Below are 13,426 nucleotides of genomic sequence, written 5' to 3'. Positions count from 1 at the left end.
ACCAGCATCCGCTTCTGCCGCTGATCGCTGGGTGCGGTGCGACCCGTCGCGCTCCTGTGTGGGCCCGGAATTGAAGGAGGTGCTCAGCCCTTGTTGCCGGTGAGCGCGAAGTTGCCACCCAGGCCGATCATCATGCCGCCCCCGGTCGCACGCACCGCGGCGAGACGACGTGGAGAGCGGGCGAACCACGAGGCAGCACTGCTGGCCAGCACGGCCCAGACAGCGTCGCAAACGAACGCGATCAGGACGAAGACGAAGCCCAGAACCATCATCTGCACGGGGATGACGCCGGCATGGAAGTTCACGAACTGCGGTAGGGCTGCGACGAAGAAGACGATGGTCTTGGGATTGGTCACGCCGACGATGAACCCCTGCCGCAGGAGGGTCCAGGACGTCAGTGCTCGGTGACTGTCCCCGCCGTCGGTACCGGTACCTGCTCGACGATGCCGGATCGCCAGAACCCCGAGGTAGATCAGGTATGCAGCACCCAGCATCTTGATCAGGTCAAGTCCAGTGGAGTGGTGTACGACGGTGATCCCTCGATGGGGTTGATCAGGCCGTCAGTGCGGGGACGGTAGCAGCGGTTTCCTCCTGTCCGGTGGTGGTGGGGGCCAGGGCGTGTCGGCAGCGGGTGAGGACGTCGAGGCCGATGTAGCGGCGCTGCTCGGCCCAGGCGTCGTGCTGCGCCCCCGCAAGCGGGAGGTGCCCCCAGCCCAGGACGGCGCCGACGAGGCGGATGATGGCCTCACGGTGGGGGAAGATGCCGACGACGTCGGTGCGCCGGCGGATCTCGCGGTTGAGCCGCTCCTGGGGGTTGTTGGACCAGATCTGGCGCCACACCTCCTTGGGGAAGGCGGTGAAGGCCAGGATGTCGGCGCGGGCGTCCTCGAGGTGGGTGGCGACCGCGGGCAGCTTCCCCGCCAGGGTGTCGATGACCCGGTCGAACTGGGCCTGCACCGACGGCGCGTCGGGCTGGTCGTAGACGGAGTGCAGCAGCGCCTTGACCCAGGGCCAGGAGCTCTTGGGCGTGGCGGCCATGAGGTTGGCGGCGTAGTGGGCGGGAGCACGCGCTGCCACGCGGTGCCGGGCAGGGTCGCGCCGATCGCCCCGACCAGGCCGGCGTGGGCGTCGGAGGTGACCAGCCCGACCGGCCCGGCACTGGTGAGGCCGCGGCCACGAGGTCGCGGAAGAACGCGAGCCAGGAGGCGGTGGTCTCGCCGGTGGCCACCTGCAGGCCCAGGATCTCCCGGTAGCCCTCGGCGTTGACGCCGGTGGCCACCAGCGCGCTCACCTTGACCACGCGCCCGCCCTCACGCACCTTGAGCACGAGCGCGTCGACCGCGACGAAGGTGTAGGGGCCGGCGTCCAGCGGGCGGGTGCGGAAAGACTCCACGTGCTCGTCCAGCTCGGCCGCCATCACCGACACCTGCGACTTGGACAGGCCCGTGATCCCCAGCGCGGTGACCAGCTTGTCCATCCGCCGGGTGGAGACCCCGAGCAGGTAGCAGGTCGCCACCACCGTGGTCAGCGCGGCCTCGGCCCGCTTACGACGCTCGAGCAGCCACTCGGGGAAGAAGGACCCCTCGCGCAGCTTGGGGATCGCCACGTCCAGGGTGCCCACACGCGTGTCCAGGTCCCGGTGCCGATACCCGTTCCGCCGGTTCGTGCGCTCGGTGCTGCGGTCGCCGTAGTCGGCGCCGCACACGCTGTCGGCCTGGGCCGAGAGCAGGCTGTTGATGAAGGACTGCAGCAGCTCACGCATCAGGTCAGGGCTCGCCTGCGCGAGCTGCTCGTGCAGGAACTGATGCGGGTCGATAATGGGTCCAGCGGTCATCGGTGGTGCTCCTCTTCGAGAGTTCTGTGGAAGGTTCACTCGAAGGATCACACCGGTGGCCGCGCCTACCTCAGCAGGACACGCTCACCGGGTGTCGTCGTACACCACTCTGGTGGACTCCACTCTACGCTCGTCCGACCCAGTCGCATTGACGTGGGACGCACGCGTCCGCCGCAACGCATTCCTGCAGGCTGAACCGGAATCACCATAGGGTGCACGGATGAGCACGTTCACCTGCGTCGAGTGCGGTCGAATGTTCAGGGGTCAAGCACGTCGAACGGCGACTGGACGCCGGGTCTGCACCAAGTGCGAGCAGGGTGTTCTCGGCGCAGCGGCGGGGGTCCTCATGGCGCAGCGGCAGGGCGCAGACCCTGTGGCCGGTGCGATCTCCACCCGGGGCTGGCTACAGCGAATCCGCTTGTTGCGCGGAAAGGATCAGTAGTCACCAGCCCTCCAGCGTGACGTCCGACTTTGCCGCATCTGGCATCGTATGCCAAGCAGCGAACCTAGGGTCGGGTGCCGCTCCAGTACGAGTGCTCGCCGGGTGGCAGATCTATGAACTCGTCTTGGGTCTCTTCAGCCATGGCAGTATCGCTGAGGGGAGATGGTCGAGGGCGCCGGGGAACTGCGCTGCCGGAGCTACCTCCGCGTCCGGGGTAAACGTGCAAGCCGAACGCAGCGTCTGGGACGGCGTCCAGTGCAGCAAGTACTGCCGGAAGCTCCCGGAAGGACTCCCGCGCGAGCTCTTCCGCGAACTGCAGTTCTAGGATGACGCCCCACCGAGGGGTGTGCCAGACCCAATCGCTAGCCCCGTTGGTAACCGCCGCTTCGAGAAGCAGCTCGCCATGGGCACGACGCCACCCATCGGCGGAGACGTCGCCTTCCTGGACCTCGATGGTGAGCCAGGCGCTCATGGCCACAGACTAGCCCCAGGCATGCTGCCGACGGGGCTCTTGACCCGACTGATCAAGACGCCGGAGCCATACCCATTTGCCGCTCGTCGCGCGGCCGGAGCGTTTTGCCTGCGCGACCCGTGCGCCAGGCCAACGAGCGTCGGAACGGTGGTCGCCTTCGTTCGCTGGCGGGTCACGAACGCCTTCAGGCCAGGACGGCGCGGACGACGAGCTCGAGGACCGGCCGGATGTCGCTGTCGTCGTGGCGGGCGACGCGATGCAGGATCAGTCCCTCCGCGCACGCCATCATGGCCCGGGTCGCCGCAACCGGGTCCGTGGCGCCCAGCTCTGCAAGTGCCCCCTGCAGGGCGGCCTCAAAGGTTGCCCGACCCCGTCCGAGGCTCTCACGCAAGGCGGGATTGTGGCTCGCCTCCATGAAGAGGACCAGCCGTGCGCTGGTCAGTGTGCGCTGGTCCTCGGTGGTGCGGTCCAGGAGCGCCACCATGGCCTCGAGGAGCTCCTCGGCCGACTGCGGGGCGAACGTGGCTCGCATCCCAGAGATCTCCCGCTCGAGGATGGCGTCCGCCACCCCACGAAGGAGGGCGTCGCGCGTCCGGAAGTAGTTGGACGTGGACCCCGGCGGGAGGTCGGCCCGCTCGTCGATCCGGCGGTGGGTCAAGGCCTTCAGGCCCTGGGTGCCCACCAACTCGATGGCGGCATCGAGGGCACGGTCCCGCAACGATCTCATCTGAGCACTATATGAGTAGTGACACCGTGCCACTACGCGAGTAGTGTGGCGTGGTGAGGCGGGGCGCCTGCCGGGAAGGATGTTCCCCATGCCATCGGTACTGGTCACCGGAGCCGGTCGCGGGATAGGCGAGGCCATCGCGCTGCGACTGGCCCGCGCCGGATGGACCGTTTTCGCCGGCGTGCGCGAGGAACTCACCGGGGAGGGCCTGGGGCGCGAGGACCGCGGCATCACGAGGGTCCTGCTCGACATCACCAACGAGGCGCACGTCGCCGCCCTGGCCGACAACCTGCCCGACCGGCTGGACGCCCTCGTCAACAACGCCGGCATCGGCGTGCTCGGCCCGATCGAGACCGTGTCCATCCCAGACCTTCGCCGCCAGTTCGAGGTCAACCTCTTTGGCCAGGTCGCCGTCACGCAGGCCGTACTGCCGCAGATCCGTACCGGCGGCGGCCAGATCGTCTTCATCTCCTCCACCGGCGGCCGGGCACCGGTGCCCATGGAGGGCGCCTACTGCGCATCGAAGTTCGCGGTGGAAGCAGTCGCGGACGTGCTCCGGGTCGAGCTCCGGCCCTGGCACATCGAGGTGTCCGTCGTAGAGCCCGGCCCCACCGACACCGGCCCGTGGCAGCAGATCCAGCCATTGCTCCATGCCATGGAGCTGGGCATGGCGGCCAACCACCGCGAGCTCTACGCGCAACACATCAGCGGCATGCTCAAGCTGGTCAGCACGCTCCAGGCCCGGACCGTGCCGCCGGACGTCGTAGCCCGCGTGGTCGAGCAGGCCTTGACTGCGCGCCGCCCTCGTGCTCGCTACGCCGCCGGGGCCCAGGCCCGGGCGATGGTCACCATGAACGCAGTCCTGCCCACGCGGTTCAACGACGCCATCGGAGCCCGACTCCTGGGCCTGCGGTAACCCACCCGGTTCAGACAGGCCCGGCACGTCATGGTGCCCAGATGCTGAACCGGGGCCGCCCGGACGACAACGTCGGGACCGGACGCGGGTGTCCGGTCCTGGCCGCCAGTTGGGGCCTGGAGGGGGTGGCACGGCCACGCGACCTTCCGATCATCGTTGCACGTTCAGAATCTATCGTTGTACGATACCTGTGCATTGTTTCTCGACGAAAGAGATGGCTATGAACAGGTGGGTCGTGCTGAGCCTGCGGGTGGTGCTCGCGATCGCGCTGCTGGGCTCGCTGGTGGTGCAGGTGCTGATCGTCCCGCTGCTGTGGCTGGACATGGACGAGGCGGGCGAGGGGTTCCGCACCTCACTGGCGGTGATCGCCGTCCTCGGCATCCTGTGCCTGCAGGTCATCGCCGTGTGCGTGTGGAGGCTGTTGACGATGGCCGCGCGCGGCACCGTGTTCTCCCCGGCCAGCTTCCGTTATGTCGACATCGTCATCGGTGCGATCGCGGCAGGCTCGGTCCTCGTGCTCTGCGTCGCGGTGGTGGCCAGGTTCGCCAACCACGCGGTCGAGGGCGACGCCGTGGCTCCTGGGCTGGTGGGGATCATCTCCGGGCTGGCTCTGGTGGCCGCGGGGGTCGCCCTGCTCGTCTACGTGATGCGCACCCTGCTCGCGCAGGCGGTCGCGCTCGACGTGCAGTCCCGTCAGCTGCGCTCCGAGCTCGACGAGGTGATCTGATGCCGATCGTCGTGGACATCGACGTCATGCTGGCCCGGCGCAAGATGGCCGTGGGCGTGCTCGCCGACAGGATCGGCATCACACCGGCCAACCTCTCCGTCCTCAAGAACGGCCGTGCCAAGGCGGTACGGTTCACCACCCTGGAAGCGCTGTGCGAGGCGCTGGACTGTCAACCGGGGGACCTGCTGCGCTGGGAGCCGGACGGTGATAGCCCGTCCGGCATCGGCTGACCTGCTGCCATGGCTGACCTTCCGGTCACCGTCCACGTCGACGTCCTGGTGGTGGGCGCCGGCCTGGCAGGACTGCGCACCGCCACCCGGCTGGCGGAAGCAGGCCACGAGGTGCTGCTCGTGGACAGCCGGGCCTCGCTGGGCGTGGGGATCCGCACCACCGGCATCTTCGTGCACCGAACCCTGCAGGACTTCCACTTCCCCCCGCACACGCTCGGCCCCGCGATCCGGCGCGTGGTGCTATACCCACCCAGCCACCGCAGACCCGTGGACCTTCGCAGCGAGCGGGATGAGTTTCGCGTGGGCCGGATGGCCGAACTGTGCACCTGGGCCGGGGAGCAGGCCAAGCAGCACGGGGTCCAGATCATGCTCGGCACCACCTACCAGGGCCGCGACGGCACGGCCTACCACCTGCAGGGACCGCACGGAGCAGTCCGGGTGCTCGCCCGCCTGGTCGTCGGCGCCGACGGGGCCCGCTCCCGCGTGGCCAGGGACCTCGGACTGGACACCAACCGTGCCCTGCTCGTGGGTGCTGAGCAGACCTACCCGGTGCACGACCCGACCGATCCGCCACCGACGTTTCACTGCACCCTGGACCCGCGGATCGCCCCTGGCTACCTGGCCTGGGTCGTGCACGACGGCGCCCACGTCCACGTCGGGACCGCTGGGTACCCCGCCCAGTTCCGCCACGGCCTGCGCCAGAGCCTGGCCACCTACCGCGCCCGGGCCCCCGGGCTGTCGACCGCCACGCGCACCGGACCGGTCGAACACCGCGCCGGCCCGATCCCTGTGGGCGGGCTGCTCCGCAGGATCGGCAACCGGGACGGTCTCCTGGTCGGCGACGCCGCGGGGGCCGTGTCCCCGCTGACCGCCGGAGGGCTCGACCCGTGCCTGCGCCTGTCGGACCACGCGGCGCAGATCCTCGACGAAGCCCTGAGGACGGGACGGCGCGAGAGCCTGGACCGCTACGACGCGGCCCCCCTGCGCCGTCGGCTCCGGGGCCGAACAGCTCTTCGGACCGTGCTCGCCCACACCAGCTCACCCCGCCTGGTAGAAGCCGCCTTCACCGGCCTGCGCACGACCCCTGGCCGTGCTGCTGCACGCCAAATCCTGTTCTCCGACAGGTCCTTCCCGATCGACGCCCCTACCGCACCTAGGGAAGGCGGGGACGTCACCCCACGCCAGGGCCGAACCGTTGAGGCGTGCCCCGGCGACGCGCGGGTCACTACTCCCCGTTAGCGGACTTGCCGCCATCGCCTCGGGCCGCACCGACGACAACCGCTGCGTCAGCACCCTCAACGTTGCCTACCGCGGAAGCGCGCCCGTCCAGAAGGACGCCAGCAAGTTCGAGGAGGTCGAAGGCGTCACCATCTGGAAGGACGTCTCCCACGACGGGCAACCCACCCAGGTGCACGTGATCCTGCTCGACAACGACTGGCCCGACGGCGACGACATCTACTTCAAGCACTACCAGGTGCCCACCGCACAGACCGTCTAGGGCAGGCCACACGCCGGCGGGTCCTCCAGCCACCGGCGGGCACGAACGGCCCGTCCTGACCAAGGCCCTACGGGCATCCAGGCGATGATGCTCGTCGTCCACCGTGGGTCCCAAAGACGTCTCACGGCGCCGTGGGTGGGTCGGAGCAGGTGACGGCAAGGTCGTGTCACGACGACGCCTCCGCCACGGAACGGGACCCGAGACCGACCATGGCGTGCTCGACCCTCCGACGGGTACGTGGTGACCTGTGCGGCCCTCCCGGGTGCAGGGGGGGTACTCCCCGGGAGGGCCGCCCGCGGCGGTGGGGTCTGCCCGGCGGTGATGGGCTACCGGGCGACGCGCACGTCCCCCGCGGGCCGGTCTAAGCCGGCACCGAGCAGCGTAACGCTCAGCCGAGCCCCGCGGTCAACGTGGTCGGGGGCTGCGTCAAGGACCGTTTCCAGGGACGTGTGGGGACGTGCCCTGACCTGCGGTTCTTCCAGCGTCCCCACCCTGGCAGGGGCGTGGTGGGGGCCCTGGTGGGGACGTAACCGGGAGCGCTGGCCGGGGAGCTTCTCGTGGGTGTTCGCACGAGAAGAGGAGCTCGAGATGAGTGTGGCGACAGCGTTGGGACTGACCGGGTGGGACTGCGACCTGCTGGCCACGGCCCGGTCCCGGTGGGACACCTGGGCGGGGCTGCACCCGTGCCTGGACGTCGGGGTCGGACCGGAAGGGCTGCGGCAGTGGTCGTTGGACGCCGCCCCGGCCCGGGCGAACGAGGTGCTGCTGGCCCTGGCCGAGCTCGGTGCACCCGACGGCGGGGGAGAGGCCGCGGCCACCGGGATGCTGCTGTGGGTGCTGATGCCGGGGGCGGTGCGCCTGTCCCGGTCGCTGGCCCGGTACGGCCCGGACGTGGACGAGGCGGTCGCGGCCCAGCTGTGGATCAGCGGACGGACTGTGGCCTGGCGCAACCGGGTCAAGGTCGCCCCCTCGGTGATGCTGAGCGCCCGCCGCGGTGTCCTGCTGGACCTGGAGGTCACGGCCCGGTGGGTGGACCATGAGACCCCCTCGCAGGACATGGACCTGCTGCCCGCCCCGGCCCCGGACGGTGGTTCGGCCGGGGCGGTGGACCTGGTGCACGAGCTGCTGGCCGACGCCCGCCGGCGGGGGGTGGTCAGCCGGCAGGACTGCCGGGTGCTGCTGGACCTGTCCGAGCACACCACCACCCGCACGACCACGCTGTGCCGGGCGGGGCTGCTGAGTCGGGCCGCGGCCCACCAGGTCGCCCGCGAGCACGGCTCGTCCCGCACGACCATCTTCCGGCGGGCCCACCGGGCCCTGGAGGCCCTGCAGGCCACCTACGCGGACCGGGCCAGGACCGCATGAACCCCACACCAGCCCCCGGTCTGCATGTGGGCGTCATGGGACCTGCTGCCTCGACACCGGGCACCCCTCGTGCGGCCGACCCGCCCGACACCTGCCGGGCGAGCGTGAGCGTGGCCGAGCTGCGGGCCGCGTGGCACGCGGCCGCAGCCGGCCGCTTCCGCGGGACCATGCAGCAACCCTCGACGGCCCCGGGCGCGCCGGCCACCGAGGGCGAGTGGTCCCCGACGGGGGAGGTGGTCGCGGTGCTCGGGTGCCACGGCTACGCCGGGTGCACCACCGTGGCCGTGGCCCTGGCCGCCGCGACGGACCGCCCGGTGCACCTGCTGGAGACCGCAGCCCCGGGCGCGAGCGGCCTGGTCGGGTACGCCACGGCCGAGCTGGGACCCACCGGCACCGGGTGGGTCCGCGGCCGCCGCGACCACGTGATCCTGGACCGCCGCGAGCACCCCGGCCCGGTGCCCCTGCCCGACCCCGACCCGCCCACCCACCCAGACATCCCCGACCCGGGAGGCACCGCACAGGAACAGCTCACGGTGGTCGACGCCGGGTGCCACCCCGACGGGCTCGAGGCTGCCCCCGGGTGGGTGGGCCCGGCGGTGGCCGCGGCACAGCACCTGGTCCTGGTCACCACCGCCACCGTCCCGGGCATGAGGCGTCTGGAAGAAACCCTGGAACGCCTGGGCCCTCCCACGCCAGGCTGGTGCTGGCCGTGCGTGGCCCGGCCCCTCGCCGGTGGCCCGCGGCGGTGCGGCACAGCACCGGCCCGGCCACCCGGGACCTGCTGACCGGGGTGGTCCCGGTCCCGCACGACCCGGGCCTGGCCGTGCACGGCCTGGACACCCGCCCGCTGCCGCGCGAGCTGGTCGCCGCGGCCACCGACCTCCTGCATGGCCTCGGCCTGACCGGGGCACGACCCGCACCGACGAAAGGCAGCACCCGATGACCACCACGCTCTCTCCCGCCCTGGCCCACGCCGGCTCCCTGGTCGCCCAGGTCTGCCCGCAGGCACCACCGGGGGCGCAGGTCCACGTCGACAACATCCTCGGGTACGTCCTGTGGGGCGTGGGCATCCTGTTCTTCCTCGGCGTCGTCATCGCCGTGGCAGCGATCGCCGGCGGGCGCATGTTCGGCATGCCCCATGCCAGCACCGGCGGCATCATCGGCCTGGTCATCGTCTTCGTCGCCGTGATCGCCTACCTGATCCTGCCCGGGATCCTGGACGCGATGATGGGCACCGGGTGCGTCTGAGATGACCACCACCACACCCGGAGCGTGGGGTCGGGGCAAGCTGCTGGCCATCCTCGCCGCAGCCCTGGCCGCAAGCCTGGGACTGCTGGTCGGCCTGGGCCTGTTCGTCCGGCAGGTCCTGACCGACGAGGCACCCGACCCCCTGGCCGCGCAAGAAACTGCACCCGCCCAGGTGGTGCTGGCGGAGGCGCACCTGCCGCAGGAGGGCCCTGCCCGGCGGGAACGGATCGCGGACACGCCGATGCTGACCGTGGACGACCCACGCGCCTACCGGCAGGGGCAGGTGACCACCACCGTCACCGAGCCCCTGGGCGTCCCCTCGCCGACGACGACCGGTCCGGTGGACGTGCCCACCGGGTTCCCCCGGACGCCCGAGGGGGCGGTGGGACAGCTGGCGGCGATCGACGTGAGTGTGATCCGGGCCATGTCGGTGCCGGCCACGCACGAGATCTACCGGTCCTGGTCCACCGGTGGTGCCGACCCGGCGAGGTGGGTGATGGCCGGCAACGTCACCGACTTCCTCACCGCCGCCGGCCAGGCCGGGCAGACCAAGGAGGCCGGCCTGGTCGTGACCGCTGTCCCGGCCGCCGGCCAGGTCAAAGGCACCGACGGGCCGGACTGGGTGGTCGCCTGCGTCCTGCTGCAGCTGGAGGCGTCCCTGGTCGAGCAGGCCCAGGCCGCGTACGGGCACTGCGAGGCCATGACCTGGACCGGCGACCGGTGGGTCATCGACACCACCCACCGGGTGTCCCCGGCACCCTCGACCTGGCCAGGGACCGACCTTGCCGCCCGGGCCGGGTGGCGCCCCTGGTCCCCCGCACCGGCGCCGGTCGACGCCGGGCCCACCGGGGACGTCACCGGTGGGACGGGGACGTGGGTCGGTCCCTTGGACGGGCGCGGGTCGGGGGGTGGTCGGTGATGCCGAACCCGTTCGAGTACCTGGCGGCCAAGGCGGTCGGGGAGCTGGTGGCCGACGCGTGGACCTCGATCATGCTGGCGATCTGGATGGGCGGGCTGTGGTTCCTGCGCACCGTCCTGGGCCTCGTGGACGCCATCCTGACCCCCGACGTGACCGCTGACGGCCCGGCCGGGCAGGTGTACCGGACCACGTTCTGGCTCGCAATCGCTCTGCTGCTGATCCTGGCGATGGTCCAGCTAGGCGTGGCCGCGTGGCGGCGGGACGGGACCGACCTGGCCCACGCCGGGATCGGGGTGGCCCAGTTCGTCGTCGTGTTCGCCGCCTGGGTCGGGTACGCGGTGATGATCCTGGCCGCCGCCCAGGGCCTGACCCGGTCCTTGCTGCGGGCCATGTTCGGGGTCGAGGCGTTCGCCCACTGGGAACCCTCCGGGACCCTGGTCATCGCGGCCGAGGACGTCACCGACGCCCTGCTGGCCACCGTCCTGGGGTTCCTGGGCCTGGTGCTGTGGCTGGGCGGGGTCGGGTTCCTGCTGGTCATGCTGACCCGGGCCGGGGCCCTGCTGGTGCTGGTGGCCACCGGCCCGATCGCCGCTGCCGGGCTGGCGGCCGGGTTCTCCAGGGGCTGGTTCTGGACGTCGTTCCGGTGGTTCCACGCGGCCGCGTTCACCCCGGTCCTGGTCGCCCTCGTGCTCGGCCTGGGCACCTCGGTCACCACCGGCGTCGTCCAAGGGGAGGCCGACGGGCTGGCCAAGACGATCGGCACCGCGATCCCGGGGGTGTTCCTGATCTGCATCGCGGCGTTCTCCCCGCTGGCCCTGTTCAAGCTGCTGGCGTTCGTGGACCCCGGCACCTCCTCCGGGGCCGCGATGCGCGCCGGGTACGAGGCCCACGGCGGTCTGCGCGGACTCACCGGCCGCGGCGTGGCGACCTCCGGGGCCGCGTCCACCCTCGACGGGCACGGCCGCCCCGCGGGGGAGGTGTCCGCCGAGGGCCAGGCCAACCAACGCGCGGTGACGGCCACGACCAGCCTGGGATCGACCGCCGGCGGGCTGGCCCACCCGGCCCTGGGCGCGGCGGCCGCCGTGATCGGGGCAGGGGTCGGGTCGTTCGTCTCGGCCGGCACCCGCGGCGCCGCGGTGGCCGCGGACCTGGCCAACCAGGCCGGCGTGGGCCACAACACCTACGTCCCGGACTTCCAACCCTCCCGCCCCACCGGCGACCGGCACCGGCTCGCCCACCCCGAACAACGCGGCGAGAACACCGGCAGCGGCGGCGGGGAAGCCGGCGGGGGAGCGGTCCAGGCACCGCCGCCGGCACAGACCAGTCCCAGCACCGGGACCGGGCCGATACCCCCACCCAGCGGTGGCGGCGCCGGGTCCGGTGCGGCAGCCGCCGGTGCCGGCGCCGGGGTGGTGACCCCGTGACGACCCAGCCCAGCCGCAAGGAGCACGACCCCTGCCGGCACGACGTCAGGAAGGACACGGTCATGACCGTCTACCGCGACTACACCCGCGCCCGCATCGGGTGGTTCTTCGGCCTCACCGGCCTCCAGCTCGGCCTCCTGGCCACGGCGGTCCTGCCGGTGGCCTGGTCGATCTCCCAGCAGGACTGGGCCGCGGTGGGCCTGTCGATCCTCGGTTGGGGGGTGCTGTTCGGGATCGTGGCCGTCCCGGTGCGGGGCCGGTCGATGACCGGGTGGATCACCTCGACCGTGTCCCTGGCGGCGGGCACCCTGGCCGGGTGGACCCGGTTCCGGGCGCGGGCCACCACCGGGCAGGCCAGACCCCACGAGCAGGAGCAGGAGCAGGTGGACCTGCCGGGAATCCTGGCCAGCGTCGTGATCCACGAGGGCCCACCCACGGGACACTCCCACCGGCGGGTCGCGTTGATCCAGAACCACTCGATGAGGACGTGGGCGGTCACCGCGTCGATCGTGCACCCGGGACTGGGCATGGCCGAGGCCGAGGACCGGGAGGTCTACGGGCAGGGCCTGGCCGAGCTGCTCGACGCGGCCGTGCGGGCCGAGCTGGCCTGCGAGGTGATCTTCATGGTCCGCACCGTCCCCGAGGACGGTGCCGAGCGGGCCGACTGGGTCCGGCGCCACCGCACGGGCAACGCCCCGGCCCAGGTCAGCGCGATCAACGACGACCTGCACGAGTCGCTGACCGCCGCGACCGTGCGCACCGAGCAGTACGTCACCGTCGTGGTGCCCGAGTCACGGCTGGGCAAGGTGGCCCGGGAGTACGGCGGGGGTATCGACGGCCGCGCCAGGGCCCTGTACGGGACGATGACCGAGGTCGAGTCCCACCTGCGCGGCGGCCTGGGCGTCTCGAGCGTGGAGTGGCTGACCAGCCGCCAGCTGGCGATCGCGTGCCGGACCGGGTTCGCCCCGGGGGACCGGGCCACCATCATCGACGCCCTCGCGGCATCCCAGACCGACGACGACGTGAACACCGACGTGCCGTGGGAGATGGCCGGCCCCTCCGGTGCGGATGCGGCCGTGCGGCACTACTCCCACGACGCCTGGAACTCGGTCTCCTCCACGGTCAAGCTGCCGGTCAAGGGTGCCGCGATGGGGGCACTGGCCCCGGTCCTGTCGGCACACCAGGACGGGGAGCGGCGCTCCTTCATGGTCTGCTACCCCCTGGTGCCGCCGGGCCGTGCCGACCGACAGTCGGCCAACAGCGAGTTCGGTGCCGACCTGGGGCAGTCGTTGCGGGTCGCGGCACGGATGAAGCAGCGCACCAAGGACGTCGACGAGTCGCAGAAGGTGCGCGCCCTGGAGTCCAAGCTGGCCCGCGGCAACTCCCTGACCGTTCCCTACGCGGTGGCCACGGTCACGGTGCCCAAGACGGTCCGGGCGGCCGAGGCCGGCCGGCGCCTCGACTCCTCGATCCGCCGGGCGGGGTTCGCCCCGCTGCGCCTGGACCTGGCCCACGACGTGGCCTTCGCCGCCTCGGTGGTGCCGATGGGCATCAGCCTGACCCGGAAGGCGAGCTGAACCATGAGCACCTCACACAGTCGGAACCCTGGTGGCCGCCGGGGGAG

Annotated in this window: 15 protein-coding genes and 1 pseudogene; 12 read left to right on the top strand and 4 right to left on the bottom strand. The window is 71.7% G+C overall.

Features of this window, described 5'->3' with window-relative positions:
* Positions 1 to 83 precede the first annotated feature (83 nt).
* From ACQ95T_RS11125 to ACQ95T_RS11110, 4 genes and pseudogenes are all read right to left on the bottom strand, one after another.
* On the bottom strand, positions 84 to 494 hold the full coding sequence (locus ACQ95T_RS11125; protein WP_431472928.1) for a LysE family translocator: 411 nt from the start codon (positions 492 to 494) through the stop codon (positions 84 to 86).
* Between the two features lie 58 nt (positions 495 to 552).
* A complete protein-coding gene (locus ACQ95T_RS11120) occupies positions 553 to 1,077 on the bottom strand; it encodes a transposase (RefSeq protein WP_431472927.1) in 525 nt (174 codons plus the stop codon).
* A gap of 59 nt (positions 1,078 to 1,136) precedes the next feature.
* A pseudogene (locus ACQ95T_RS11115) lies at positions 1,137 to 1,762 on the bottom strand (IS256 family transposase); the annotation flags it as partial.
* A gap of 1,170 nt (positions 1,763 to 2,932) precedes the next feature.
* Positions 2,933 to 3,475 carry a TetR/AcrR family transcriptional regulator gene (locus tag ACQ95T_RS11110; protein ID WP_134774141.1) on the bottom strand — a complete coding sequence of 181 codons (543 nt, stop codon included), beginning with the start codon at positions 3,473 to 3,475 and terminating at the stop codon, positions 2,933 to 2,935.
* A gap of 88 nt (positions 3,476 to 3,563) precedes the next feature.
* Here ACQ95T_RS11110 and ACQ95T_RS11105 point away from each other — a divergent pair, with 88 nt between their 5' ends.
* From ACQ95T_RS11105 to ACQ95T_RS11050, 12 genes are all read left to right on the top strand, one after another.
* Positions 3,564 to 4,391 carry an SDR family oxidoreductase gene (locus ACQ95T_RS11105; RefSeq protein WP_425943750.1) on the top strand — a complete coding sequence of 276 codons (828 nt, stop codon included), beginning with the start codon at positions 3,564 to 3,566 and terminating at the stop codon, positions 4,389 to 4,391.
* Between the two features lie 220 nt (positions 4,392 to 4,611).
* Entirely contained in the window at positions 4,612 to 5,118 is a 507-nt protein-coding gene (locus ACQ95T_RS11100) for a DUF2975 domain-containing protein (RefSeq protein ID WP_425943752.1), read from the top strand.
* Positions 5,118 to 5,348 carry a helix-turn-helix domain-containing protein gene (locus tag ACQ95T_RS11095; protein WP_425943754.1) on the top strand — a complete coding sequence of 77 codons (231 nt, stop codon included), beginning with the start codon at positions 5,118 to 5,120 and terminating at the stop codon, positions 5,346 to 5,348. The genes ACQ95T_RS11100 and ACQ95T_RS11095 overlap by 1 nt, the downstream gene beginning before the upstream one ends.
* A gap of 9 nt (positions 5,349 to 5,357) precedes the next feature.
* Complete coding sequence (locus ACQ95T_RS11090) at positions 5,358 to 6,587, top strand: NAD(P)/FAD-dependent oxidoreductase (RefSeq protein ID WP_425943756.1); 1,230 nt, start codon at positions 5,358 to 5,360, stop codon at positions 6,585 to 6,587.
* Positions 6,544 to 6,846 carry a hypothetical protein gene (locus ACQ95T_RS11085; protein WP_425943758.1) on the top strand — a complete coding sequence of 101 codons (303 nt, stop codon included), beginning with the start codon at positions 6,544 to 6,546 and terminating at the stop codon, positions 6,844 to 6,846. The genes ACQ95T_RS11090 and ACQ95T_RS11085 overlap by 44 nt, the downstream gene beginning before the upstream one ends.
* Positions 6,847 to 7,434: 588 nt before the next feature.
* Positions 7,435 to 8,211 carry a hypothetical protein gene (locus ACQ95T_RS11080; protein WP_425943760.1) on the top strand — a complete coding sequence of 259 codons (777 nt, stop codon included), beginning with the start codon at positions 7,435 to 7,437 and terminating at the stop codon, positions 8,209 to 8,211.
* A gap of 35 nt (positions 8,212 to 8,246) precedes the next feature.
* Positions 8,247 to 8,996, top strand: coding sequence for a hypothetical protein (locus ACQ95T_RS11075; protein WP_431472926.1), 750 nt, complete (start codon positions 8,247 to 8,249; stop codon positions 8,994 to 8,996).
* Positions 8,957 to 9,154, top strand: coding sequence for a hypothetical protein (locus ACQ95T_RS11070; RefSeq protein ID WP_431472925.1), 198 nt, complete (start codon positions 8,957 to 8,959; stop codon positions 9,152 to 9,154). The genes ACQ95T_RS11075 and ACQ95T_RS11070 overlap by 40 nt, the downstream gene beginning before the upstream one ends.
* The gene (locus ACQ95T_RS11065) at positions 9,151 to 9,459 is read left to right on the top strand and encodes a hypothetical protein (RefSeq protein WP_425943764.1); all 309 of its coding nucleotides are present in this window, start codon (positions 9,151 to 9,153) and stop codon (positions 9,457 to 9,459) included. Before ACQ95T_RS11070 ends, ACQ95T_RS11065 begins: the two co-directional genes overlap by 4 nt.
* Position 9,460: 1 nt before the next feature.
* The gene (locus tag ACQ95T_RS11060) at positions 9,461 to 10,378 is read left to right on the top strand and encodes a hypothetical protein (RefSeq protein ID WP_425943766.1); all 918 of its coding nucleotides are present in this window, start codon (positions 9,461 to 9,463) and stop codon (positions 10,376 to 10,378) included.
* Positions 10,378 to 11,802, top strand: coding sequence for a hypothetical protein (locus ACQ95T_RS11055; protein WP_425943768.1), 1,425 nt, complete (start codon positions 10,378 to 10,380; stop codon positions 11,800 to 11,802). The genes ACQ95T_RS11060 and ACQ95T_RS11055 overlap by 1 nt, the downstream gene beginning before the upstream one ends.
* On the top strand, positions 11,799 to 13,379 hold the full coding sequence (locus ACQ95T_RS11050) for an SCO6880 family protein (RefSeq protein ID WP_425943770.1): 1,581 nt from the start codon (positions 11,799 to 11,801) through the stop codon (positions 13,377 to 13,379). The genes ACQ95T_RS11055 and ACQ95T_RS11050 overlap by 4 nt, the downstream gene beginning before the upstream one ends.
* Positions 13,380 to 13,426 lie beyond the last annotated feature (47 nt).

Origin of the sequence: Ornithinimicrobium carbonis (genome assembly GCF_050703245.1) — a bacterium.
GTDB lineage: Bacteria > Actinomycetota > Actinomycetes > Actinomycetales > Dermatophilaceae > Ornithinicoccus.
This window is presented reverse-complemented; position numbering and strand designations above follow the sequence as displayed.

Bases quoted from the DNA above. Each gene is read 5' to 3' on its own strand.
- ACQ95T_RS11125 (WP_431472928.1), bottom strand. From the start codon at position 494: ATGCTGGGTGCTGCATACCTGATCTACCTCGGGGTTCTGGCGATCCGG.
- ACQ95T_RS11110 (WP_134774141.1), bottom strand. From the start codon at position 3,475: ATGAGATCGTTGCGGGACCGTGCCCTCGATGCCGCCATCGAGTTGGTG.
- ACQ95T_RS11105 (WP_425943750.1), top strand. From the start codon at position 3,564: ATGCCATCGGTACTGGTCACCGGAGCCGGTCGCGGGATAGGCGAGGCC.
- ACQ95T_RS11100 (WP_425943752.1), top strand. From the start codon at position 4,612: ATGAACAGGTGGGTCGTGCTGAGCCTGCGGGTGGTGCTCGCGATCGCG.
- ACQ95T_RS11095 (WP_425943754.1), top strand. From the start codon at position 5,118: ATGCCGATCGTCGTGGACATCGACGTCATGCTGGCCCGGCGCAAGATG.
- ACQ95T_RS11090 (WP_425943756.1), top strand. From the start codon at position 5,358: ATGGCTGACCTTCCGGTCACCGTCCACGTCGACGTCCTGGTGGTGGGC.
- ACQ95T_RS11080 (WP_425943760.1), top strand. From the start codon at position 7,435: ATGAGTGTGGCGACAGCGTTGGGACTGACCGGGTGGGACTGCGACCTG.
- ACQ95T_RS11075 (WP_431472926.1), top strand. From the start codon at position 8,247: ATGGGACCTGCTGCCTCGACACCGGGCACCCCTCGTGCGGCCGACCCG.
- ACQ95T_RS11065 (WP_425943764.1), top strand. From the start codon at position 9,151: ATGACCACCACGCTCTCTCCCGCCCTGGCCCACGCCGGCTCCCTGGTC.
- ACQ95T_RS11060 (WP_425943766.1), top strand. From the start codon at position 9,461: ATGACCACCACCACACCCGGAGCGTGGGGTCGGGGCAAGCTGCTGGCC.
- ACQ95T_RS11055 (WP_425943768.1), top strand. From the start codon at position 10,378: ATGCCGAACCCGTTCGAGTACCTGGCGGCCAAGGCGGTCGGGGAGCTG.